Annotated in this window: 16 protein-coding genes; 9 read left to right on the top strand and 7 right to left on the bottom strand. The window is 40.6% G+C overall.

The window, feature by feature from the left end; genetic code table 11:
* Positions 1 to 17: 17 nt before the first annotated feature.
* The 5 genes from G626_RS0104265 to lnt form a co-directional block, all read right to left on the bottom strand.
* Entirely contained in the window at positions 18 to 785 is a 768-nt protein-coding gene (locus G626_RS0104265) for a radical SAM protein (protein ID WP_022931560.1), read from the bottom strand.
* Positions 785 to 1318 (bottom strand): glutaredoxin family protein, encoded by a 534-nt coding sequence (locus G626_RS0104260; protein WP_033421600.1) that lies wholly within the window; start codon positions 1316 to 1318, stop codon positions 785 to 787. Before G626_RS0104260 ends, G626_RS0104265 begins: the two co-directional genes overlap by 1 nt.
* 135 nt (positions 1319 to 1453) lie before the next feature.
* A complete protein-coding gene (locus G626_RS0104255) occupies positions 1454 to 3565 on the bottom strand; it encodes a ribonucleoside triphosphate reductase (RefSeq protein WP_022931559.1) in 2112 nt (703 codons plus the stop codon).
* Positions 3562 to 4032 carry a transcriptional regulator NrdR gene (nrdR, locus tag G626_RS0104250; protein WP_022931558.1) on the bottom strand — a complete coding sequence of 157 codons (471 nt, stop codon included), beginning with the start codon at positions 4030 to 4032 and terminating at the stop codon, positions 3562 to 3564. Before nrdR ends, G626_RS0104255 begins: the two co-directional genes overlap by 4 nt.
* 129 nt (positions 4033 to 4161) lie before the next feature.
* Complete coding sequence (gene lnt / locus G626_RS0104245; RefSeq protein ID WP_027726973.1) at positions 4162 to 6027, bottom strand: apolipoprotein N-acyltransferase; 1866 nt, start codon at positions 6025 to 6027, stop codon at positions 4162 to 4164.
* 77 nt (positions 6028 to 6104) lie between these two features.
* Here lnt and G626_RS0104240 point away from each other — a divergent pair, with 77 nt between their 5' ends.
* The 4 genes from G626_RS0104240 to G626_RS0104225 are packed head-to-tail and all read left to right on the top strand — an operon-like array spanning position 6105 to position 10858.
* The gene (locus tag G626_RS0104240) at positions 6105 to 7286 is read left to right on the top strand and encodes a galactokinase (protein ID WP_022931556.1); all 1182 of its coding nucleotides are present in this window, start codon (positions 6105 to 6107) and stop codon (positions 7284 to 7286) included.
* 12 nt (positions 7287 to 7298) lie between these two features.
* The gene (gene surE, locus G626_RS0104235) at positions 7299 to 8063 is read left to right on the top strand and encodes a 5'/3'-nucleotidase SurE (RefSeq protein WP_022931555.1); all 765 of its coding nucleotides are present in this window, start codon (positions 7299 to 7301) and stop codon (positions 8061 to 8063) included.
* A 32-nt stretch (positions 8064 to 8095) separates the two neighbouring features.
* Positions 8096 to 8779, top strand: a complete 684-nt coding sequence (locus G626_RS0104230) for a tetratricopeptide repeat protein (RefSeq protein ID WP_022931554.1) — start codon at positions 8096 to 8098, stop codon at positions 8777 to 8779.
* Between the two features lie 3 nt (positions 8780 to 8782).
* Complete coding sequence (locus G626_RS0104225) at positions 8783 to 10858, top strand: hypothetical protein (protein ID WP_022931553.1); 2076 nt, start codon at positions 8783 to 8785, stop codon at positions 10856 to 10858.
* Positions 10859 to 10865: 7 nt separating this feature from the next.
* On the opposite strand, the gene dinB is transcribed toward G626_RS0104225, so the two are convergent.
* Positions 10866 to 15947: a DNA polymerase IV gene (gene dinB / locus G626_RS17830; protein WP_022931552.1), complete on the bottom strand. Its 5082-nt coding sequence runs from the start codon at positions 15945 to 15947 to the stop codon at positions 10866 to 10868.
* Positions 15947 to 17890 (bottom strand): hypothetical protein, encoded by a 1944-nt coding sequence (locus G626_RS0104215; RefSeq protein ID WP_022931551.1) that lies wholly within the window; start codon positions 17888 to 17890, stop codon positions 15947 to 15949. The genes dinB and G626_RS0104215 overlap by 1 nt, the downstream gene beginning before the upstream one ends.
* Positions 17891 to 17981: 91 nt before the next feature.
* Here G626_RS0104215 and G626_RS0104210 point away from each other — a divergent pair, with 91 nt between their 5' ends.
* From G626_RS0104210 to G626_RS0104190, 5 genes are all read left to right on the top strand, one after another.
* Positions 17982 to 19145, top strand: coding sequence for a hypothetical protein (locus G626_RS0104210; RefSeq protein WP_022931550.1), 1164 nt, complete (start codon positions 17982 to 17984; stop codon positions 19143 to 19145).
* A gap of 3 nt (positions 19146 to 19148) precedes the next feature.
* Positions 19149 to 19823 carry a hypothetical protein gene (locus G626_RS0104205; RefSeq protein ID WP_022931549.1) on the top strand — a complete coding sequence of 225 codons (675 nt, stop codon included), beginning with the start codon at positions 19149 to 19151 and terminating at the stop codon, positions 19821 to 19823.
* 129 nt (positions 19824 to 19952) lie between these two features.
* The gene (gene trmB / locus G626_RS15370; RefSeq protein WP_231365103.1) at positions 19953 to 20576 is read left to right on the top strand and encodes a tRNA (guanosine(46)-N7)-methyltransferase TrmB; all 624 of its coding nucleotides are present in this window, start codon (positions 19953 to 19955) and stop codon (positions 20574 to 20576) included.
* A gap of 57 nt (positions 20577 to 20633) precedes the next feature.
* Positions 20634 to 22553 (top strand): NAD-dependent DNA ligase LigA, encoded by a 1920-nt coding sequence (ligA, locus tag G626_RS0104195; RefSeq protein WP_022931547.1) that lies wholly within the window; start codon positions 20634 to 20636, stop codon positions 22551 to 22553.
* Positions 22554 to 22607: 54 nt separating this feature from the next.
* The gene (locus G626_RS0104190) at positions 22608 to 23240 is read left to right on the top strand and encodes a hypothetical protein (protein WP_156003166.1); all 633 of its coding nucleotides are present in this window, start codon (positions 22608 to 22610) and stop codon (positions 23238 to 23240) included.
* Positions 23241 to 23264 lie beyond the last annotated feature (24 nt).

The following is a 23264-nucleotide window of genomic DNA, read 5'->3' as shown; positions in this document are numbered from 1 at the left end:
ACAAGTTCAGCATGACTTTATCTTAGATTTGCGCCTTCAATAAATGTCTTTGCGTAATCAATTAATTCTTTTGCTTCTGCATCAGTATAAGGGTAGATGTCGTTATAGCTCGGGTCCAGACAGTTCTGATTCATAAACTGGGCAAACTGCCAGCTCGCATCCACCGGCAGCAGTTTTGCCATTTCTTTTATATCATCTTTTGTAACGAGTCCCGGGACAAGAACAGTGCGCCATTCGCGGCAGTCTGCAGAATAACTTGCAACAAGCTCTGTGCTTTCAGAAAGTACCTTTTCGAAAAAATCAGATTTTCCAAAATATGGAGAGGCGTCTCCGCAAATTAAAGTAGAATAGCGGGAAGGGCTGGTTTTTATGTCCATGGCAATAAAGTCCGGCCGAAGGCTGTCGTCTTCAATCAGAGCTCGTAATTTTTCCGGAAGGGTTCCGTTTGTGTCTATTTTGATTTTGTAGCCCAGTTCCTTTGCCCTGCGGATTATCAGCGGAGTATAAGGATTTAACAAGGGTTCTCCGCCGCTTATTACAAGGCCGCTTAAAATACCCTGACGCTTTTCAAGGTGGGCAAAAAGTTCTGCTACAGTGTTGAGTGGTTCGGTTTGAGTGCCTGCGGGTATTTCCGAATCATTCAATACCAGTCCTATGTTGTAGCAGTAGGGGCAGCGGATATTACAGCCTTTTAGAAAAAAAGAACCTGCGACCAGACCTGGAAAATCCACACAAGTGGTTTTTACAAGTACGCCCGCAGGTTTATTCAGGTCAAGCTCTGACATTATGCAGTTACTTTTACCTTGTTGAATACAGCTTCAAGTTCTTCAACATTGTGGCAGCGTGCAGTTTCTACCCCAGCCTCGTTGTAGAAGATTACTGTAGGTGATGCAAATACACCTTTCTTTGCAGCCTCTGCGAGACCTTCTTTTGTATCTACATCAATTGCACGTCCCGGCATATCAAGCTCAGACATAAAGTCTTTTACTGGAGGGCAGTTAGGACATGTCTGTCTTGTATACATTTCGTATGTTACGCTCTGTAAATCTGCTGCTGGTTCTGCTGCAGACATTTTAGCAGGTGCCTTGCGAACGCATGGCTGGTCTGCTGCAGTAATATCATATTCCTTGCTGGCTTCGAGAGTGAACATTTTGCGCTGATCGAATTCATCGCGCTTTCCTTTGTTCCAGTGCTTTACGGCACGGTAGTAACCTACGATGCGTGCGTAAACCTCAGTCTCGGTTCCATGAACGTCCTTAAGTGCAGCTCTTGTTTCTTCAATCTCGGCGTCAATCTGTGCAAGTGTTCTTTTTTCCATAATCTTTTTCTCCTCCCAAATTATTTAATTTTCACACCCACACTAAATATAGTGTGGATACAGTCTTTTGTCAATGCTTTAGACACTAGAATTTTCGGCAGGGAGCCTCAAAAACTTTAATGCCTCTTTACTTTTTTAGTTCTTTTCTGCAAGAACCTTTGCTCTTTCTGCTTCCAGCTCCTTAAGCTTTTCTTTAAGGGCCTTTTCTTTTTCGGCCTTACACTTAGGACATTCGAACTGCTGTCCTACGAGATAGCCGTGAACCTTACAGATAGAGTAGGTTGGTGAAACAGTAAAGAAAGGAATGCGATACTTGCTTGCAACTGTGCGTACAAGGTCTGCGCAGCTCTTCCAGTCTTTAAGAGCTTCACCCATAAAGATGTGGAACATTGTTCCACCGGTATACTTAGTCTGCAGAGCTTCCTGATGGTCGAGAGCTTCGAATACATCAGCTGTGTAATCAACAGGCAGCTGTGAAGAGTTAGTATAGAACGGCTCGTTTGTTCCACTTGTAATGATGTCAGGGAACTGTTCCTTGTCGTGGCGGGCAAGGCGGTAAGATGTAGATTCTGCAGGAGTTGCTTCGAGGTTGAAGAGATCTCCTGTTTCCTCCTGGAAGTCCTGCATCTTCTCACGCATATGCTGTAAAACCTTTTCTGCAAAAGCCTTGCCCTTAGGGTCTGTAATATCAACTCCAAGGAAGTTGAGACAACATTCGTTCATACCGCAAAGACCGATTGTGTTGAAGTGGTTAACAAGGGTCTTGAGGTATCGGCGTGTATATGGGAACAAGCCGCCGTCATAAAGCTTCTGAATAACCTTACGCTTTGTACAGAGACTTTCCTTTGCAAGCTCCATAAGGTAGTCCAGGCGCTTGTAGAATTCTTCTTCATTCTTAGCCAGGTAACCAATCTGTGGCATGTTGATTGTTACTACACCGATAGAACCTGTGAATTCGTCTGCACCAAAGAGACCACCACCACGGCGGCGAAGTTCACGCTTATCAAGCTGCAGACGGCAACACATAGAGCGTACATCACTAGGATTCAAATCTGAATTAACAAAGTTCTGGAAGTTTGGAGTTCCGTACTGAGCTGTCATTGTAAAGAGCAGCTTAGCATTCTCTGAGTTCCAGTCAAAGTCACGTGTAATGTTATAGGTTGGGATAGGGTAAGCAAATCCGCGTCCGTTAGCATCACCTTCAATCATGAGCTCAATGAATACCTTGTTAATCATATCCATTTCTTTCTGGCAGTCGCCGTAAGTGTAATCCTGTTCCTTACCGCCAACGATAGCCTTTTTGTTCTTAAGGTCATCAGGACATACCCAGTCTAAAGTGATGTTTGTAAACGGAGCCTGTGAACCCCAGCGGCTTGGTGTGTTTACACCGTAAATATAGCTCTGGATGCACTGGCGAACCTGTTTTTCTGTAAGATGATCTGCACGGATAAATGGTGCAAGATATGTATCGAATGATGAGAAAGCTTGAGCTCCTGCCCATTCGTTCTGCATGATTCCCAAAAAGTTTACAATCTGGTTTACAAGTGTTGAAAGGTGAGTTGCCGGAGTTGAGGTGATTTTGTCCGGAACACCACCGAGTCCTTCTGCAATTAACTGGCGGAGAGACCAGCCTGCACAATAGCCTGAGAACATAGAAAGGTCGTGGATATGGAATGCGGCTGTTTTGTGGGCTTCTGCAATTTCCTTTGAGTAAATATTGTTAAGCCAGTAGTTAGCTGTAATTGTTCCTGAGTTATGGAGGATAAGTCCACCAAGAGAGAAGTTTACGTTAGCGTTTTCGTTTACACGCCAGTCACTCTGAGCAAGGTAGCCGTCCATAGTCTTGTTGATGTCGATCATAAGACTCTTTGCGTCGCGCATTGCTTCGTGGCGGGCACGGTAAAGGATGTAAGCCTTTGCTACTTCAACTTCGTTGTTTTCGATGAGAACGCTTTCGACATTATCCTGAATCTCTTCGATACCAGGGATAGAATGTGCGCGGTTACCGGCAAGAAGAAGACGAAGTTTTTCTTCTACCATGTCTGTAAGCTTTGAGGCTCTGTCCGGATCCTTGCGTTTTTCTACGGCTTCAATAGCCTTGCCGATTGCGGCTTCGATTTTGCTTCTGTCGTATTCAGCGATTTCACCAGAGCGCTTTACTACAGACTTAAGGAAGCCTTTCGTTTCTGAATCGGAGCTGTTTCCAAGGAAGCTTCTCCATTCTGGAAAGATTGATTGATCACTCATTTTGATTTTCCCCTCTTTTCTATGTTCTTTACTTCTGTAATGAATTCATCGAGATTTTCGAAATGCCGGTAGACTGAAGCGAAACGGATGTATGCTACCTTGTCGATGTCATACAATTTTTCAAGTACTAACTCTCCCAGCTCAGACGTAGAAATTTCACGGTTTTCACGACCTTTTTTAATTGCGAGATCTTCAATGTCATTGGATAGCTGTTCTACCATAGAGGTTGCAACAGGACGTTTTTCAAGAGCACGTTCAATACCTTTTTCCAGCTTAAGGCGGTCATAAGGCTGACGGCGTCCGTCGCGTTTGATAACCATAAAGGGTTTTTCGTCAATACGTTCATAGCTGGTAAAGCGATAGCCGCAGGAAAGACATTCACGTCTTCTGCGTATACTTTCACCGTTTACCATCGTTCTTGACTCAAGGACTTTGTCCTCAATGTTACCACAGTAGGGGCAGCGCATTGTTTCCTCTCACTTTTTATTTCTAGCGTTTTAGTTCTGATAATTACATCATAGTACACTAAATATGGATACTCAAGTGAATTTTAGGAAATTCTGCGAATTTATTTTAAACTTTTTTTCTTGACAAAATTATTTTTTGTGCTTATCAGCGTTTTTTGAGCTTGTGCTCTTGACTATTTTTTTGTTTTTAGAATTCTTTTTATTTTTTTTGTCTTCTTTTTTTGATTTTTTAAGCTTACGTTCACTCGGAATATAATCATAAGGGATAAATGTAAAATAAGACCATACTGCACAAGCTGCAAAAATAATGAGGCAGAGATATGGAAGCCAGTTTCCGAAGCGGGCATAGGTTGTCATTTCTCTCTTAAATACCGGAATATTACTTGCAAGGGCTGCTTCTTCGAATAAAGGAAGGTCTGCAATTACTTTTCCGGCAGGATCTACAACTACAGAGTAACCTGCATTAGCAGAACGTACCAGGGTAGTGCGGTATTCTATTGCCCGGTAAGAGGCTATTACAAAATGCTGTATCTCGCTCGATTTTTTAAGAGACCAGGAATCGTCTGTGATATTTATAAAAAGTTCACTTCCGTTCAGAAAGAGAGGCCTCATAATGTCAGTAAAGGCATCATCAAAGCAGATTGGAGTGGAAATGCGTACTGTATATGGTTTTCCATCCTCTTTTTTCTGTTCGTAATAGTCTTTTGTAAGGTCTATATCCTTTACGGCCGGAAGACGATAGTTTTCTGTTATTCTGCATGGAACATCAAAATAAACATACTGATCACCGGGACACCAGCCGGCAGAAATACCTACAATCTTTTCCATAAATGCATGAACAGGAGGTATTTCCATAAAAGGCAGGGCTTCTGCAAAAGGGACAAGATGATTTTTTGCATAATAGCCGCGGTAATATCCGTCAGCATCATAGAGAATTGAAGTATTAAAGTATTCTTTTGTTTTTCCCTTTCTTACGACAGAACCGCCGAAAATGCAGGGAACTTTAATTTCCCTTACAAATTCTGCAAGTGATTTTTCAGAGGGATAGAATGAATAAAAGCCTTCTGAATTCGGGAAAGCCCGCTGAAGACAGCCTTCGCTCCATACTACAAGATTTGCTTTCTGGCCTGCCATTTCCAGTTCATCTATTTTTTCTTTTGTAAGTCTTTGAGACTTCAGGATAGAGTTTTTATCAGATTCTTCGTTCCAGGGGTTACTGTTCTGCTGAACTGTAATGGTTGTAAGTTCTTTAACCGGTTTGCGGGGCTTATCATATTGATATAAACCGTGAATAAGCATGAGTAAAAGAAGTCCGGCAAATAACTTTGCACATTGTATTGTATCTTCTGTTCTGCTTTTCTGCAGTTTGTAATTTCCAAAGTATTGAATAAGACCTTCTGCGGCAAGGGCGTTAAACATAATAATCATAAAGGTTATGCCGTAGGTGCCTGTTATGGATGCTGTCTGCATTAATAAAGGCCAGCGGAACATTGCAGAAGAAACTGTTCCCCATGGGTAACCAAGAAATCCGGCTGATTTTACCCATTCATAAAGAGTATAGATTACCGCAAAGTAAAGAATACGGAAGACTGGAGAACGTCTTATGGTTTTAAGGGATAAAAAGTTAATGCCTGCATAATATTCATTAAGCTTATTCTGACATTCTGAAGTGTAATACGGGATAAAAAAGAAAAGTCCGAAGGCTCCACCTATGCAGGCAGTACCTATAGCGGATGCTCCCAGGGTAAAAACTGCAAAATCCTTAAAATAAGCCAGCCAGAAGCTTGAAATCAGGTGGGTGGTAAGGGTCTGGATAAAAAAGGCTATAAAAGCAGTTTTAAAATCCTTAATCTTATTGAAAATGATATATAAAGGAATAAAGGCTGCCAGAGTATAGCCGGGACAGCCGAAAAGATAGAATTCATTTGGAATTGCAGCCGAAAGCATAAAACCTGAGAAAACCGAAGAAAAAATAACTTGTAAAATCAATTCCATTATATTATTATTTTAACAATATACATTGAAAAATTTCAAGGTAAAATAGGGTAATTAATAAAGGGAGGGTCCAATAAATGAAGGCAGTAAATGATGCACACGAATTGGAATATGGAAATAAACCCGATGTAGTGGCAAAAGCGCCGGGACGGTTTCATCTTATAGGTGAGCATTCCTGGTTTTTCAAAGATAAAACAATGTCTATGGCAGTTAATCTGCCGGTCTATGTTGCAATATCAAAAAGAGATGACACTTCTGTAAAATTCTACTTCCATCAGCTTAACGAACGAAAAAAAGCAAGCATTACATCATTAAAACTTAAAAAAGAAGACCGCTGGGCAAATGCAATAAAGGCTATTATATATGGCTTTACTTCTGCAGGCTTTACCCTGGGCGGAATGAACATAACGATTTACAGTGAAATCATTCCTTCGGCAGGTTTTGGAATTACCACTGCCGCAAAGGCTGCAAGTGCACTGGCAATTAAAAAGCTTTTTACCCTTAATTGTTCAGAGATGGAGCTGCTGCAGGTAATAGAGCGAGGTAATAGACGCTTCCTTCAGACAAATAATTATATTGCAGATAATTTTACAGCTCTTTTTGCAAAAAAGAATAATATTCTTATAACAGACCACTTTAAAAACACCTGGGATTACATTCCTTTTAATTTTGAAGATAAAAAGATTCTTCTGGTTGATACAAAGGTTCCCCGTGTAGAGGTATGGAACGAAGAAAGCCTGCATGAACCTCAGTATGCACTTATCATGGGTGATATGAGGGAAAGAAAGCCTAATGTTTATGGCGGCTGGCGTTATATAGACGATGTAACTGATATCAACGAACAGCTTTCTGAGGTTGGAGAAGATGCAAGACGCAAGCTTCTTTCGGTGCTTTATGAGCATAATGATTTGCTTAATGCACGTGAAGGTATTGAAAAAGGAGACTTCTTTAAGTTTGCCCGCTCGATAAATCACAGTCATGAGACTATGAGGGATATGTTTAATATTTCCTGCCCGGAAATTGACTGGATTTTGAAGCGTGTAAATGAACTGGAGCCTAATCTGGACTTTGTAAGAAATCCTGTTACCTGCGGAAGAATTACCGGTAAAGGCTTTGGCCGCTGTCTTTATGCAATTATGCGCGAAGGCGATATGGAAAACTTTAAGGCTAAAATTGCAGAGTTTGAAAAGATTTTCGGCTTCCATCCGGATGTATACGAAGTTGAGCCTGCAGATGGTGCTTCTTTAGTAAAGGATTAGACTGGAGCCCTTATGAATATTCTGCTTACAAATGACGACGGAATAAATGCAAAGGGAATAAATATTCTTGCAGACAGGCTGGAAAAAGATGGACACGCCCTTTATATGGTAGCCCCATCTTCCAACCGATCTGCCGTCTCACATCATATTACAATGTACAACACCAATATTCTGAATGAGGACAGCAAAAACCGCTGGGCTTGTGCCGGATATCCTTCTGATTGTGTATGTATAGGACTTAAAAGCGACCTTTTTAATGTAAAAATTGATGTAGTTATATCAGGCATTAATGAAGGTGCAAATATGGGTACAGATATTATTTATTCTGGTACCTGTGGCGCGGCCCGTCAGGCAGTGCTTGATGGAGTTCCTGGAATTGCTCTAAGTGTAGATCCGGAAGAATGGACACCGGAATGCCGGGCAAAAATGAAATACGAAGCACTTGCAGACTTTGCTGCTAAAAATCTAAAAGAACTGATTGCCATGGCAAGCACTGAGGTTCCCCGTATTTTCGTAAATGTGAATGGTGCCTCAAGAGATTCATATCTTGGTATAAAATACTGTCAGTCTCTTTGTATAAGGGATTATGGTGATAAACTTAAAATTGTAAAAAATAAAGGCACTACAGAATCGCATTTTGTTCCGGGAGGCGCTCTTCCAAGACCGGATGAAACAAGTGATGCCTGGGTAGTAAAGCAGGGCTATATTGCCATTTCCAGGGTATATGCAGAACCTCTTGCAGCAGAAATAGTGGACGGTATGCAATTTAAGTTGTAATATAGTATAGATATAATAAAAGGGTGGGGAAATTGCAGAATAACACAATTTTAGATGAAGGTAAGAACCTTTATTCTCAGAAACAATATAAGAAGGCTCTGGCTTTTTTTCTTGGGCTTCCAACTGATTCACCTGCAGACAAAATAGAAGTCTCTTATTATCTTGGGCTTTGCTACACTAAGCTTGAGCGTTATGATGATGCCCTTTTATTCCTTGAACAGGTAGTAACCTCCGGTGGTAATTTTGAACGTGTACTTCAGTGCCGCTTTTTACTTGCAGTAATTTATGCACTTTCCGGACGTAAACGCCTTGCAGACTTTGAATTGAATAAGCTTCTGGAAACAGGATATATGACTGCTTCTGTTTATGCGGCAATTGCTTTTGTTGCCTGGGAGCAGAATGATACAGAGCGTTGTCTTAATTACTATGAACAGTCTTTAAGAGAAGACCCGGAAAATATTTCTTCTTTGAATGGCTTGGGATATGTACTGGCCTGTCAGGAAAAGGATTTAACCCGTGCACTTTCTCTTTGTAAGCAGGCCGTAAAATCAGCTCCAAAATCTGCAGCCTGCCTGGATTCTCTTGGCTGGGTTTACTATAAGCTTGGACTATATAAAGACGCTTTGCAATATCTGCAGCAGGCAGAACAGATAGACACCATGAATGTGGAAATCGCAGAGCATATAAAATCCGTAAGACTTAAGGCAGGACATTAGCCGATGAAAATGATGAAAAAAAGTGCCATTTTACTTTTTGCAGCTCTTTTTTCTCTTTCTGCTCTATATGGTCAGGTAACGACCGATGATGCGGGACTTCGTGTTCCGGAAGACAGAATAAGAACCGGTAACGAAGGTTTTGCTTCAGAAGAATTCAGGCGCGGTGTACAGGCTTACTACAAGGGAGCCTTTAACGAAGCAATAGTTCAGTTTGAAAAAGCCCTGGCATATCTGCCGGATGATAACCTTATTCTGGACTGGCTTGGAAAAGCCTATTACAAGGCAGGTCTTGAAGGCTCTGCTTTAAGTTACTGGAATAATGCAAGTGAAAACGGCTATGGCGGTCTTTTGCTTGAAAATAAAATTGAAATTGTAAGGGAGCGCCGTGTAACGGGGGACTCCACAGATAAACTTATGCGCTTTTCCGAGGCGGGTGCCTTTCCCGGAGAATTCCAGGGGAACCTTATTTTCAGCGGCCCTGTTTCCGTTCAGCCTAATTATGACGGAACTATGTGGGTTGCAGCCTACAATACAAATGAACTTGTTTTATTAAATCAGAATGGAAAAGTAATAAACCGCATTGAAGGTCCGCTAAATGGTTTTGACCGCCCTAGTGATATTCTGCGCCTCCACGACGGAAAGCTTCTTGTAAGCGAAAATGCAGGAGACCGTCTGGCTCTGCTTGATGAAAAGGGACATTTTGAGCGTTATATTGCTTCAAAGGGAAGGGCAAAGGGCCAGCTTGTAGGACCTCTATACCTTGCCCAGGATTATCTTGAACGCATTTATGTAAGTGATTATGGTAACCGCCGTATAGATGTGTTTGATAAAGACGGGGAAGCCATTTTCTTTTTTGGCGGACCTGGCGGAGACTTTGCCGGTCTTAAGGGACCTACAGGAATTGCCATTGCAGATGAACAGGTTTTTGTTGCAGATGACCAGCGCCAGTGTATTTATGAATTTGACAGGGCCGGAAACTTTATCCGTGAACTGGTAGAACCCGGAACATTTAAAAAGCCTGAATCAATTAAATACAAAAACGGCAGCCTTATTGTATGCGATTCTAACCGTGTTGTTTCGGTAGATTCAGAGTCTGGTGCTCTTTTTGAATATGTAAGGACAGGTAATGCTCCGGCGCGGGTAACAGCAGCCGGTCCGGATGTGAACGGAAACCTTATTGTAACTGATTTCACGGCTAATGAAGTTTATGTTATGTCTAAGGTTCAGGAGCTGGTAGGCGGATTATTCGTACAGATTGAACAGATTGATGCTTCCAAATTCCCGAATGTTACTGTAGAGCTCCGTGTAGAAAACCGCCACCGTCAGCCTGTAGTAGGCCTTCAGGAAGAAAACTTTTACCTTACAGAAAACATGCGGCCTGTATCTAAATTAAAGATGCTGGGAGCCGCCTCGAATAATACCGATGCCGATATTACCATAATCATTGACCGTTCTGTAAATACAGCGCTTCATGGTGCGGAAATTGAAAGCAGTGTAAAGGAAGTTGCGGCTTCTATGAAGGGGCGCGGTATACTTAGAATAGTGTCGGCAGGTGCTATCCCTGCGGTGGAGTATGTTGGTAAGCCTGATGCGCTGGGGGATTTTAGTCTTGCAGCACTTAAAACTAAAACCACTTCATCTGCGGCCTGTGATCTTGCAATTCGTCTTGCTGCCAATGACCTCATCAACGCGGCAAAAAAACGCGGTATTGTTTTAATTACTGCAGGTTCTGGTAACTCTTTGTCTTTTGAAAAATACAATCTTGCAGAGCTTTCCTGCTATATGAACAATAACTCCATTGCTTTCTCTGTAATTCAGCTTGATCAGGGAGCTCTTGGAGATGAATTATCCTATGTTGCCGACAGTACTTCTGGAGATATTTATTACGTATTCAGACCACAGGGATTAGGTGACCTTGTAAAAGATATGATTGAGCTTCCTCAGGGAATCTACCAGCTTTCATACACCTCTGCAATGTCTACTAACTTTGGAACAAATTATCTTCCTCTGGAAGCCGAGGTTTATCTTTTGAACCGAAGCGGCCGCGACGAAACCGGATATTTTGCTCCGCTCCAGTAGTTAAAGATTATTCAAACTCAGCTTTGGCACCGATTGTCAGACTTAAATTAATTCTGTCTGCCAGTTTTTCGTTGATGATAAGGGTGCCTTCCAGACCTGCATTTATACAGTAGTATTCAAGAAAGCCGACTTCTACAAAATGATTATATGAATATTTTTGCTGCAGCTCTGCTTCTATGCGGCCAACACTTATTGTAAAACTGTCTTTTCTGGTAATTGTGTACATACTGCTTTTTACAGAAGGAAGAAAAAGATGTGCCATAGCAGTTATAAGACTTGTTGCTGAAGGCCTTGAATAAGTAATTGTATCCTTTACATCCCAGTTTGCAAGGTCTTCAATTGAAAAATTCACCTGTTCAGAAAGAATTGATTTTTCACTTATGAATAAAAGCAGCTGTGAAAAGTATTGAATGTTAAACTTAAAGTTTTCGGGCTCTCCAGCCGGAACCTTAAAAATTGCAGAAAGTCTTGTTGTTAATTCTTCCTGGGTAAACCAGTCAAACAGCTTGTCCTTACTCTTGCTTCCAAAATTGTTTATTGAGTTGTTGGTTATTACAGCCTTAAACTGATATAAATCGGCAACCGGCGGCAGACTGTTTATTTCACGGGTAACTGCAAGAGTCAGTGCTGAAGGTATGAAAATATCTTTTTTTGAATTATATAAAGTACGCCTGAAGTTACCTTCATATTTTGCGGCATAGCTTTGAGTAATTTTATCTTTTAAATTCGAATCAAAAAGTTCATAAAAAGGAATGCTTGAATAAAACCAGCTTCTCTGGTCCTGAAGACCATAAAGGTTTTGAGCATCAGTTTTATAATCTCCACCCCAGGCTATGTTTTTTGTACCGCCGCCTGTTCTTGCAACTTCGAAGCTGAAAAATCTGTTTTCTGTTGTGAAAGGAAAAAGCAGGGAAATAAATTCTTTGTCCGAAAAAGCAGGAGTTATGGAATCCCTTTTATCATCAGAAAGAAAATACTTGTCTGAAAGCTCATAAGTTATCTTAGGCTTAAAGGTGAGTGAAGGGGTAAAAGGAGCAGTAGCATTTAAGACATAAGACCAGAGGGAAGTTCTTTCTGCAGCATCAGCTTCACCGCTGGAAAATTCCAGACTTGAAATATCTGTCCAGCCTTCCATATAGGAAGACGGAATGTTTTCTTTTTCTGTGTGCAGGAGTTTTTGGGAATTATCATATTTTATGTTCAGGCCGGCATTTCCTTCTGATATTTTTTGAACATAGCCTAAAGAAAGACTCGAATCTCCTTTAGCATGATACTGTGTGTTGTAAGCCGAGCTCTTAAAAGATCCTGATAAGGGAACTTTTACAGGACTGAAATCAAGAGAAAAATTATTTTCTTTTCTAAGTTCATTTGCAGCAGGCTTAAAACGGTACTTGTCTTCCAGAGAAATAATCTTAAAAAGAAAAAGGTCTCTGCCTGTTTTTATTCCGTGACCTGATTCCGAAAGCTCTGCATTCTCCGTAAGATCCTGCACTGCAAGGTCTGCCGAAAGTTCTACATCTCCAAGGCTTATTCCTGCAAGAGTTTTTGCATTTACAAAAGGATCCGGGGCAGAAAAATTACCGCTTCCCTGGTCAGATAAAAAGCCAAGATGAAGGTCTTTAAGAACTTCAAAATCACCGGCCTTTATAAGAGCACCTTCTTTTTTATAGTCGGCTGCGAAATAATTTCTTACAGTGCCGTAATAAGAGGCTTCTTTATATGCAAGTGTTTCAACAAGACATTTTTGATTTTCAATGGTAAGTCTTGAAGGAAAAACTTCTTTGTTGATATTCAGTGTATAAAAATCTTCCGGAAGGACTATGCCGTCTATGCAGACTTCTTCACTGTCTGTAGAAATTGTAATATTGTGAATTGCTTTTGTAAGACCTGCAAGTTCAGTGTCTTTGATGTAAAGATAAAGAGCTTCATTACCAGCTACGGCTCTTCCGGTATCTTCGTCAAGAATCAGGGTAAGGGGGCCTGAAAGAAGCCTGTCACTTTCAGAAGAATCATCATCACGGAAATCAATATCAATAGAGATTTTTTTATAGGCAGAAAAATCTTGAGGAGAAAAAGTTATTGTATTTGATTTTTCCGGTATGAGGCTTTTAGAATCAGGATTTGCCTCTAACTCTTCATTCCAGTCGTCAATCAGATCCTGCCAGGAATACAATAAAAGGCCGTCTGATGTGTTGTCATTTAAAAGCGAGACTGAACTTTTGTCAGTAAGGGTAAGGTTATCTTTTTCATAAGTTATTCCGCTGGCAAAGGCAGTAAAACTGTTTTTTTGAATTCCCTTTTCGATATATGAATCTTTTTGATTCACAGGCTGTCTTGTTGTCAGGGAAAAATCAGCAGAAAGCTCCGGCAAAAAATTAATCTTCATTCCGGCCGCAGCTGAAAAGGCTCCGTTTGAAAAATCGGTGCTTTCTTCCTGCCAGGTAATGAGCAGCTGGTCTGTGTCTGAGACAGGGGTATTTAATGTAAGAACGCCTGTGTTTTCATTAAATTCAGTTCCGTTTAAGAGAATTCCGTTTTTATAAACCTGAACGGTTCCAGCCGCCGCCTTTTTTGAAATAAGGATTTCTTTTACCGGTGAATAAGATCTTGCCCGGATTGCTAGAGAGGTATTGTGGGGAAGGTTCAGGTATATTTCCGGACAGTCTTCTGCAAAAGGATATATGCTTTGCGGGTCATCTTTATTTGTAATAGAAGCGCTGCTGATTTTTGAATCAAAAAAGTTTTCAAATAAAGAGGTGTAGATTTCGTCTGCTTCGCCTGCCTTGTATTTTGTAACTGGTACTTCTGATTGTTTTGATATTACAAGATAGTCTGCTTCTTTTTTTTGTCCGAAATCATAAATTACAGGGCATAAGAAGGGAGAAAAACCTTTGTAATTTTGAATTATAAGGGCTTCTTCTCCATCAATTTCCGTAAGCATTTCGTAAACAAAATTTTCTATCTGATAGCGGTCACCTTTTCCAAGTTCTTTCTGGATTTTTCCAAAGAAAGTTTTTTCCTGGTCCCAGCTGCCGCATTGAGAAATTATTTGTGATGGTCCTGAGACTGATGTAAAGGTAAGCAGAATTGAGGGAATATCTCCGTCTGCATTTTTGTCACCTTCAGCTTCCTGACTGAGGTAGAGGTAGTTCTGCGTTACGGCGTATTCATCATTGCGCAGGCGTCGGAAAGGGCGGCCACGGGTATCTGTGTATGAGCCTGCTTTATCTTCAACATAAACATTTTTTATTTCATTTAACTTTAGGGCAGATGCCTCCGGAAAATGGAATTGCCGGCCGTATGCAAAGTTTTCAACTGGAATTGTAAGGTCAGAAACTTTATTCATTCCGTAATAGATTTCGCTTTTGCTTTCTGTCATATCATAACGAAGCAGAAAGTCTGCCTGCATTTTTTCGGATGGAGAAAGAAGATGAAGGGACATGCCCGGCGCCTGGTTGTTTCCGCCCCGGAGCGAATAGCCGAAATGCTCTGCAGAATATCCCTGCGGCATTGTTATGCCTCTGTTGGCAAGACGGAAGTTTCTTATGATTCCATTTCCATTATAGCCGAAGGCTAATGTGTTTCGTGTAAACTCATCGGCAAAGGCAGCTTCAAAGTACCAGCTCTTATTTAAAGTAAGCAGAATGGAAATGTCGGTTTCCTGCTTAAAAACCGGCAAAACAGCTGCAAAACCAAAATCAGTATCATTTCCAAAACTGAAGTCCAGTCCGCCTGTAAGCTCTGCTTTCCATAATCCGCTGGCAGAAAAATCCACATGATTTTTATCGTTGATATCATAATCAAATAAAAAAACAGGAGCTTCTTTTTCTTCATCTGAAGAAAGAAATTCTTCTGCCTGTAATTTACCAGCTGTAAACGGGATTAAAAGAACAAAGAGCAGGGCCTTTAAGGTTCTTGCCTTGCTTACTTTTATCTCCGGGTGTTTTTTTGAAAGTTTAAGAATGGCTTTTTCAACAGCCTGTTTTTTTTCGTCATTGTTTGAAGAAAATAAATCCTGCTGATAAGGCTTTTCTTCTTTTACTATATTTTCAAAGCCGACTCCCAGCAGCCTTATGCCCCGGCCTTTCTGGTAACGCTTTTCAAAAAGTCTTTTTATGATTTCAAAAAACGAATCCAGAGTTATGATGTTTCTTTCAACTGTTTCCTGAACCGTGCCTGTAGAAAAATCATCATAACGAATTTTTACAAAAGCAGTCCGCGAAAAACTTTCTTCTTTGAGCAGGCGGAAAAAAACTCCGTGGGCAAGTTCAAGAAGTTCAGTTTCAATTGTATATATGTCTGTAAGATCATAAGGAAAGGTCGTTTCCGCGCTTATGGAATGAGATTTGGTTTCGCGGCTGAAGGATTCTTTTTCAATGCCTCTTACAACATTATATAAAAAGCCGGCCATGTTTTTGCCAAACAAAAACTCAAGGGTGTCGTAATCTTTTTCGTAAATATCGCGGGTTGTGTTAAATCCCTTGCTGCGAATCAAATCAAGAGACTTTGGACCAAGTCCCCATACTTTATTAAGCGGAAGGTTCAGCATGAAAGTTTCTTCACTTCCGGCTTTTATATGATAAAAACCATCAGGTTTCGAAAGACCAGAAGCAATTTTTGCAAGATATTTAGTTCTTGCAAGACCAACTGAAACAGTAAGTCCCGTTTCTTCTTTTACCCGTTTTTTTATTGCACGGGCAGTTTCTTCCGGCGGCCCGAAAAGTTTTTCGGTACCGGTAAGGTCTATAAAGGCTTCATCAATAGACATCTGATCTACATCCGGAGAATAATCGCGGAAGATTGACATTATCTGATGAGAGAGTTCAGCATAACGATGCATTCGGCCATGAACAAAGATTCCCTGAGGGCAAAGCCGGTAGGCCTGAAAGGTTGGCATTGCAGAATGAACTCCAAAGGCACGGGCTTCATAAGAGGCAGTAGAAACAACACTGCGCCGGTCTTCTGGTTTTCCACCGACTATTACAGGCTTGCCTCTAAGCTCCGGATTGTCCAGCTGTTCAACGGAGGCAAAAAAAGCATCGAGATCTACGTGAAGATACCAGTGTAAAGCTTTGTCGCTATTTGCCATCAGTCAGCTCCAGTTTCCAGGGAACGGCTAATAAACTGAAAGGTTCCTGAATCATCGTCTCTATAAACAGCAGATACCGTAATTTTACATGGTACCTTTGCGGCACCGTACCTGAAAGACATTTCCTTAGGCGGATTATTAGGGATGCTGAAGCGGGCCTGGTTTACCGAAGGATTTGTGTAGTCATTATCAGAATATAAAACCGGATTTAGATTGTCGGTAGTAATGAGAATATCACAGATTATGCAGTCCTTTTCCAGGGAAACATCAACCGTACGGATTATATCATCAAATACATTTCTGTCCTTTACCGAAAGCTGAATAAGCTGGCTGCCGTTTGGGTTGATTTTAATTTCGTAAGGCTGAGTCTGTTTTTTATTAAGACTTTTTGTACGGATAAAACCAAAAAGTGAGAGTGAAGCAGTAATAACTGTAAAAATAATGATTGTTGAAATTATTACATAATTGATTTTTTTACTGCTGCTTCTTATCCAGGTAATAATTCTGAAAAGTACAATAAAAATCGGATATATAACCAGAGGAATTATAAAATCAATAGTTTTTTTTGTAGAAAGATAATCAGAAAGATATTTTAAGTTTGCTGTATTTATCATTCGGTTTGCATAGGGTACAAGAGGCAGTATCATAAGCAGAAATAAAGCAAAATGCAGATAGTTATTTTTTACAGTAAGTGCCAGCAGAGAAAGAAGGCAGATAATGATAAAAATAGGGCTTAGAGAAATATCTGCAAGAATAAAAAGAGACTGATTAATAAAACAGCTTATGACAAGAAGGTAATCAACAGCCCGTTCTGTAAAAGCATTGTTCAGGGTGAGAATAATAAGATAGGCTGAAAGTGTTAGAAGCAGAGAAATGCTTATCTGGAAAATCAGTCTGCCGTAAATCTTTGTTGCATAAGTGGCATCAGTAGAAATGTTACGGAATAAGATTCCTCCAAGGAAAAAGCCGCAGGTAATCAAAATATAAGAGAGGGGAACAGACCACCAGATTTTTCCGATTGTATACCAGGTATGCTTTTTTAATCTGCGGTTTACAAAAATAAGTATGAAGATAAAAAGAAGCCAGAGGAAAATTGTTGGAATTACAATATGCAGTATCATTTTTTCAGACACAGTATGATAACTTCCAAAAAGTTTTATGATTAAAAAGTGATGTTCCCAGCTTGTGTCCGCATTTTTTGAGAAAAGCTCAACAAAGTTTGAAATTACGTTAATTTTTGTCTTGCTTTCAAGATCTTTTTCTTCAGAAATATTTCCAAGTGAAAGTTTGATTGCAGGTATTTCGTAGGAAAAAAAACGTGTCAGTACAGGACTTGAAATAAAATTATAGGAAGAAAGCTGACTGAGAATAATCTTCGGATAGTTTATTTCTATGTCATTGCTTTTGTAAATGTTCATTGCATTTTTTATGAGAAGTGGTGGAGAAGAAAGCCTTTCTGCTGTCGTTTCAATCTCATTTTTACCGCATTCCAGGTCAAAAATTACAGCAGTGTAAGACAGGTTTGTATTAAGGCTTTCGAGATAAACCTGAGTTCCGTAAATCATATCTGCTTTTTCAAGAAGCTGCTTTTCACCATAAGCGAAAAGGGCTGTTATGGTAAAAGGATATGCTTTATCCCTGATATCAGATAAAGTTTTGAGTATGATTTCCTGATTGTCCGGAATATCTTCCTGAAAAAAAACAAGAATTAAATTTTCCGGTGAAGTGTTCTGTTCCGGGGCAAATGTGACGATAATATTATAAGGAAATGTGTTTTCACCAGATACCACAAGGCTTTGTGTAGAGGGTGAAAAACCGTTTTTTTTGAGGAAAGTATGAACCTGAGAACATAATTCTATGCCGGCAGCTCTCTTATTGTTTGAATAAACAAAAGAGGAGGAAAGAAGAATCAGAATGCTGCACAGAATTTGTCTTATTTTCATCACTTTCAGTTTAAATTTTTATTGTTTACAATGCAAGTCCTATCGTGTATAATAGATAAAAATAAAAAAAGATTTGCATTTAGCAGGGTATATGGGATCGGATAAGAAATTCATTCTGGAGTTGCCACTCAAAGTTGTTTTGACAGAGGATGGAGCTTCCAATTTTATTAGTCACAATAAAAAACTCTTGCGTTTCCGTCTGGCCGATAATGTCGAAGAATACGGAATCTCTCTTGATAAGTTCTCTCCACAGTCTATCCAGAGTATGATTCTTCTGGATTATATATCAAAAATTGAAATTTCTATGTCTGAATTCGTTTCTTCCCGCCAGGAAGTAATGGATTTGTCTAAAGTTATTGTTTATTCCCTGCTTTATAAACAGTTTGACCGCGATGTTTACGCTGCTTTAATTCAGTGTGAGTGTGTTCGCAAACACAACCGTGCTAATCCTTCTCATCTTATTGATGAAAGAACAAATATGTCTGAACGTCAGCTTCGTTCAATCCTTCAGAATAAAGAAGCTACAATTCAAAATACAAGACGCCAGATTCTTGACCCGATCTGGAAGTCTATTATGTCTAATAATGACTATTCTTCAGAAGAAAAGAATATCTACCTTTTGATGTCCGAAAAGTTTATGAACCGTCTTGGTCTTATGAACTGGTATATCATTACATTGTTTGCCAAGAATGAGGGGGCTGCAGAGATGTATGTAGCAATCCGTAATCTCCTCTCTTCATATATGGATAAATCAAAGGTAGCTGAATATATTTCCGTAATGGTAATGGAGCTTGCCCTTAACAACGAAAATACCAACATTCGTAAAGAAGCAAAAACCATGTATCACGGAATTGATGATATTGATGCCCTGATTTTTGACCCTGAGGTTCGTGCAAAAATTGTACAGGAACTTCAGCGTAAACACGAGCTTGTATTCCTTTCATGGAAGCTTGGTGGTGGTTCAACCTCTATTGGTAAACAGGGACGTCTTTCAATAACACTTTACAACAAGGACGATGAGTTCCAGGAAATGAAGGATAATATTGAGTCTGCAAAGGCTTCTAATACAAATAAAAAGTCCCTTATTGACTTCTACCGAGAATTACCGGAAGGTCAGGAAGGAACAGACTTAGGTTTGTATTATCTTTCATATCTTGATGATGCCTGCAAGAAGGTTAATGTAAAATTTGAATCTCTTGTTAATCAGTTCTCTGCTTCAGATCTTACAGTCATCAACCTCAACTTCAACTTCTAATTTATGGGTAGTACGCTTTCTAAAACAAAAATAACACTTTTTCTCTTTGCTGCGGCTTTAATCCTTTTATTTTCTTCATGTTCTCAAAACACACCGGAACTTACAACAACAGATTATTCCGTAATATTTGATTATGATGGAGAAGATAATCCGCCGACAGCCCGTCTTTCAATTTTTGCTTCTTCAGCATCTGATGTAAGACGTTATGAAAGAATAAGAATAACTTCACTTGAAACAGGTCTCTGCTGGGAAGCTGATAATCTTACAAGGCTGGAAAGTGAAGACCTCCAGTGGGCCGGCTGTACAAATCTGGTTGCCCCGGAAAATGAAGAGCTCCCGTCGGGACAATATGAGATTACATATTTTAATGCAGACGAAAAAGAATGTACTGTAAATCTTGATGTTCATTATGATCTTGGACTCTATGATGTACTTCTGTCTGGTCTTGCAGATTATATGGCAGAAAAACGCGGAATTGAAAAAATTGCTGTATATGATAAGCAGCATATAATGATTTATTTTGGCGACAGAACCGAAGAACTCAAAACAACCCGCGATATCTGGAACAGATATAAAGAAGCAGAATACTATCAGGTTATCTGGTATGCAGCAAACGGAACAGTTTTATGTATTGAACCTGAAAAACCTGTAACTCCTGAAATGGCTGATCAAGAATAATATAAATAAGGAAAAATAATGGAAAATAAGACTCCAGTCCAGAATGTAGAAGAAGGCGAACAGGCCGAAGCAGTACCACCCTCGGGTTTAAGACGAGAAGTAAAAACTTATGTTTTGCGCGCAGGAAGAATGACTGCTGCTCAGGAACGCGCATATAATGAACTTGCACCTTCATGGTGTATTCCTTTCGAACACAAAAAATTAAATTTTGTAGATGTATTTGGAAACACAAATCCTATTGTAATTGAAATCGGTTTTGGAATGGGAGACGCAACTGTGGCCCTGGCCGAAGCAAATCCAAACATTAACTATCTTGGTATTGAAGTACATACTCCTGGTGTTGGAAAAGTACTTTCAGAAATCCAGAAGAGGGAACTAAAAAATCTTTACATAATTGAATACGATGCCCTGGAGGTTCTGGAATATATGATTGGCGATAATTCAGTAAACGGCTTTCATATTTTCTTTCCGGATCCATGGCCTAAAAAACGTCATCATAAACGCCGCATGGTTCAGCGTCCGCGCACAAATCTTTTTGCCCAGAAGCTTGCTCCAGGCGGTTACCTTTATTTTGTTACTGATATTATTGATTATGCCGAATTTGCTCTTGAAGAACTTCGTCAGACTGAGCATTTGAAAAATAAATATGAAGGCTTTGCAGAGCCTCAGCCATGGCGGGCTCAGACAAAGTTTGAGCGCAAGGGCCTCAAGGCAGACAGAAGCATAACTGAGCTCTACTTTGAAAAAGTGTGATTCCGGTGGTTGAGTAGACCGAAGGTCGTATCGAAACCACCTTGTAAAAGGTATTATATGGACTTGTTTGAATCTCAGAGAATCTCAGAACTCGAAAACCTCATTACCCGCTATCAGAAATCTTACTACGACGGCGAAGGCGAAATAAGCGATGCAGAATTTGATAAGCTTTGGGATGAACTTAAGCAGTTAGACCCGGCTAACCCCATACTCCACCGGGTAGGAGCCGATTCTGGAAACTTTGCAAAGGTACAGCATGTAATGCCAATGGGAAGCCAGGAAAAGGCCGCAAACCCGGAACAGTTTTTGGCCTGGGCAGAAAAGCATAAATACGACGAATATCTTGTTGAATATAAACTCGATGGTGCTTCGCTTGAGCTTCAATATGAAAATGGCTATCTTAAGCGGGCAGTTACCCGTGGTGACGGTTCGATTGGCGACGACATTACCGCCAATGCCCGCAAAATGGGCGGGGTAAATGCCGCAATTTATAAAGACGGCCAGCTTGTGCCATTTACAGGCGGAATCCGGGGTGAAGTAATTATGACCCATTCAGTGCATAAAACTTATTTCCCCGACAAGGCAAATTGCCGTAATGCTGCAAATGGACTTATGAAGCGTAAGGACGGACAGGGCAGCGAATATCTTAAGCTTATTGTTTACGATGCCCTTTCTACTGACGGTAAATCTTATTTTACAAACGAAGAAGAAAAAATCCGCTGGCTTATGGACTGCGGCTTTAATGTTGTAAAGCTTGTAATCTGCAAATCTCCTGACCGGGTAATTGCTTACCGTGCCAAGGTAATGGAAGAGCGGGCTGCTCTGGAATATGATATTGATGGACTTGTAATCAAGGAACGTGTAATTAATCTTGCCGACGCCAGCCGCGACCGCCCTGACCATCAGATTGCCTTTAAGTTTTCTCTTGAAGAAGCAGTAACAACATTGCGTCAGGTTGAGTGGAGCATAAACGGCGGTACCTATACACCAGTTGCAATTTTTGATGAAGTTGAATTAAACGGCACACGGGTACAGAGGGCAAGTCTTGCAAATCCTGATACACTGCGTAAGCTTGGAGTTCAGATTGGAAGCCACGTTGTAGTTGTAAAGCGTGGTGAAATCATTCCAAAGATTGAAGGTGTGGTTGAAGAGAAGGGGCTGGAAACAAGGCCTGTGGAATTCCCAAAGATCTGCGAAGTTTGCGGAACTCAGCTTGTTGATGAAGGAAGCCGTTTATTCTGTCCTAACAAGGCCTGCAGTAAACGGGTTCTCCATCAGCTTTTGAAATATCAGCAGGTAGTTGATATCCGCGACCTTGGGGAAACTCTTATTACTTCGCTTTTTAAGGATGGCCGCCTTAAGTCTATTTCTGATATTTATACCTTGCAGGTTGAAGACCTTGTTCCATATTTTCTCAATGAAGAAAGCATGGAAGCTGATAAGAAGTCGCTGGGAGCAGAAAAGGTTTATAACTCAATTCAAAATCACCGCCGTATGCGCCTTGCAACTTTTATAGGTGCTTTTGATATTGAAGGAATTGGTGAGACCTCTGCAGAAAAACTGATAGGGGCAGGTTTTGATTCGCTTGAAAAACTGCTTGCTGCTAACGAAGACCAGATTGCTTCTGTTTACGGTTTTGCAGAAATTATGGCTCATACAATAGTAGAAGGACTTGCTGAAAATGCCGGTGAGATGCGGCAGCTTGTTGACTCTGGCACTATTGAACTTGAGCAGGCAGGAGCTGGGCTTCTCGCGGGAAAGTCTTTCTGTTTTACAGGCGAGCTTATAACTATGAAGAGGGCCGATGCGGAACAGCTGGTAAAGAAAAACGGCGGTTCGATAAAGTCTTCAGTTACAAAGGATTTGTCTTACCTTGTTACAAATGATACCACAAGCGGTTCATCGAAAAACGTAAAGGCCGCAAAGCTTGGCATTCCTGTTATTGATGAGAAGGCTTTCCTGGAGCTGCTCGGATAATATGGTGGTTGAGTGATGCGAAGCATCGTATCGAAACCACAAAATGGAGATTTCTTGAAAAGACAAAACTACTTTATAAGATTGTTTTCTCCTTTACTTACGCTGATTCTTATTGCTTACCTTGTTTTTACCTGCTGGTCTGTGCTTGCCTGCTGGAACGCGACCGCCTCGTTGAATGAAAATATTCCCCAGGAATTTTTGCGGATTAAAATTTACGGCTCTTCAACTTCAGCAGCCTCAGACGCTTCAGAAGGTAACACAGTCAGCGGAACTTTTTCCATAATTGATTCTAACGGAAATGAAATTGCAGTAATTGAGCGCTCCTGGTCCGGTTCTTACCTTGCCGTGGAGTTTGCACGTATAGGTTCAGATGGAAAGTATTTTGTTTTTCCTTCCCGCATTTACGGAAAAAACAGAATTATCGAAGAACGCCGTGAACGTTCTCATGGAACTCTGCTGGAAAAATATTATGACGATTACGGACAATGTATGCTGCTTGGATATGGTTCAAGCCTGAGTGACCGTAAAAAACTATACCGCATTGCAGCCTTTGCAACAGGAAAATACAGACTGCCATCCTTTGGCCTTGTAACAAGATTTTCGATTGACCTTTCAGCCTGCCGCCCCGACCGCTATTATTCTATAAGCTTTAATGAAAACGGCAGTTTCGTGGTGGAAGAATTATAGAATGTCATTGCGAGGAGCGTAGCG

The sequence above is a fragment of the Treponema bryantii NK4A124 genome (genome assembly GCF_000421345.1).
In the GTDB taxonomy this organism is placed as follows: Bacteria; Spirochaetota; Spirochaetia; order Treponematales; family Treponemataceae; genus Treponema_D; species Treponema_D bryantii_B.
Note: the sequence above shows the minus strand (reverse complement) of the source record. Positions and strands in the feature narration are given on the sequence as shown.

What these genes read in the sequence shown, in the direction of transcription:
- G626_RS0104265 (WP_022931560.1), bottom strand. Translation starts at nt 785, where the DNA reads ATGTCAGAGCTTGACCTGAATAAACCTGCGGGCGTACTTGTAAAAACC.
- G626_RS0104260 (WP_033421600.1), bottom strand. Translation starts at nt 1,318, where the DNA reads ATGGAAAAAAGAACACTTGCACAGATTGACGCCGAGATTGAAGAAACA.
- G626_RS0104255 (WP_022931559.1), bottom strand. Translation starts at nt 3,565, where the DNA reads ATGAGTGATCAATCAATCTTTCCAGAATGGAGAAGCTTCCTTGGAAAC.
- nrdR (WP_022931558.1), bottom strand. Translation starts at nt 4,032, where the DNA reads ATGCGCTGCCCCTACTGTGGTAACATTGAGGACAAAGTCCTTGAGTCA.
- lnt (WP_027726973.1), bottom strand. Translation starts at nt 6,027, where the DNA reads ATGGAATTGATTTTACAAGTTATTTTTTCTTCGGTTTTCTCAGGTTTT.
- G626_RS0104240 (WP_022931556.1), top strand. Translation starts at nt 6,105, where the DNA reads ATGAAGGCAGTAAATGATGCACACGAATTGGAATATGGAAATAAACCC.
- surE (WP_022931555.1), top strand. Translation starts at nt 7,299, where the DNA reads ATGAATATTCTGCTTACAAATGACGACGGAATAAATGCAAAGGGAATA.
- G626_RS0104225 (WP_022931553.1), top strand. Translation starts at nt 8,783, where the DNA reads ATGAAAATGATGAAAAAAAGTGCCATTTTACTTTTTGCAGCTCTTTTT.
- dinB (WP_022931552.1), bottom strand. Translation starts at nt 15,947, where the DNA reads ATGGCAAATAGCGACAAAGCTTTACACTGGTATCTTCACGTAGATCTC.
- G626_RS0104215 (WP_022931551.1), bottom strand. Translation starts at nt 17,890, where the DNA reads ATGAAAATAAGACAAATTCTGTGCAGCATTCTGATTCTTCTTTCCTCC.
- G626_RS0104210 (WP_022931550.1), top strand. Translation starts at nt 17,982, where the DNA reads ATGGGATCGGATAAGAAATTCATTCTGGAGTTGCCACTCAAAGTTGTT.
- G626_RS0104205 (WP_022931549.1), top strand. Translation starts at nt 19,149, where the DNA reads ATGGGTAGTACGCTTTCTAAAACAAAAATAACACTTTTTCTCTTTGCT.
- trmB (WP_231365103.1), top strand. Translation starts at nt 19,953, where the DNA reads ATGACTGCTGCTCAGGAACGCGCATATAATGAACTTGCACCTTCATGG.
- ligA (WP_022931547.1), top strand. Translation starts at nt 20,634, where the DNA reads ATGGACTTGTTTGAATCTCAGAGAATCTCAGAACTCGAAAACCTCATT.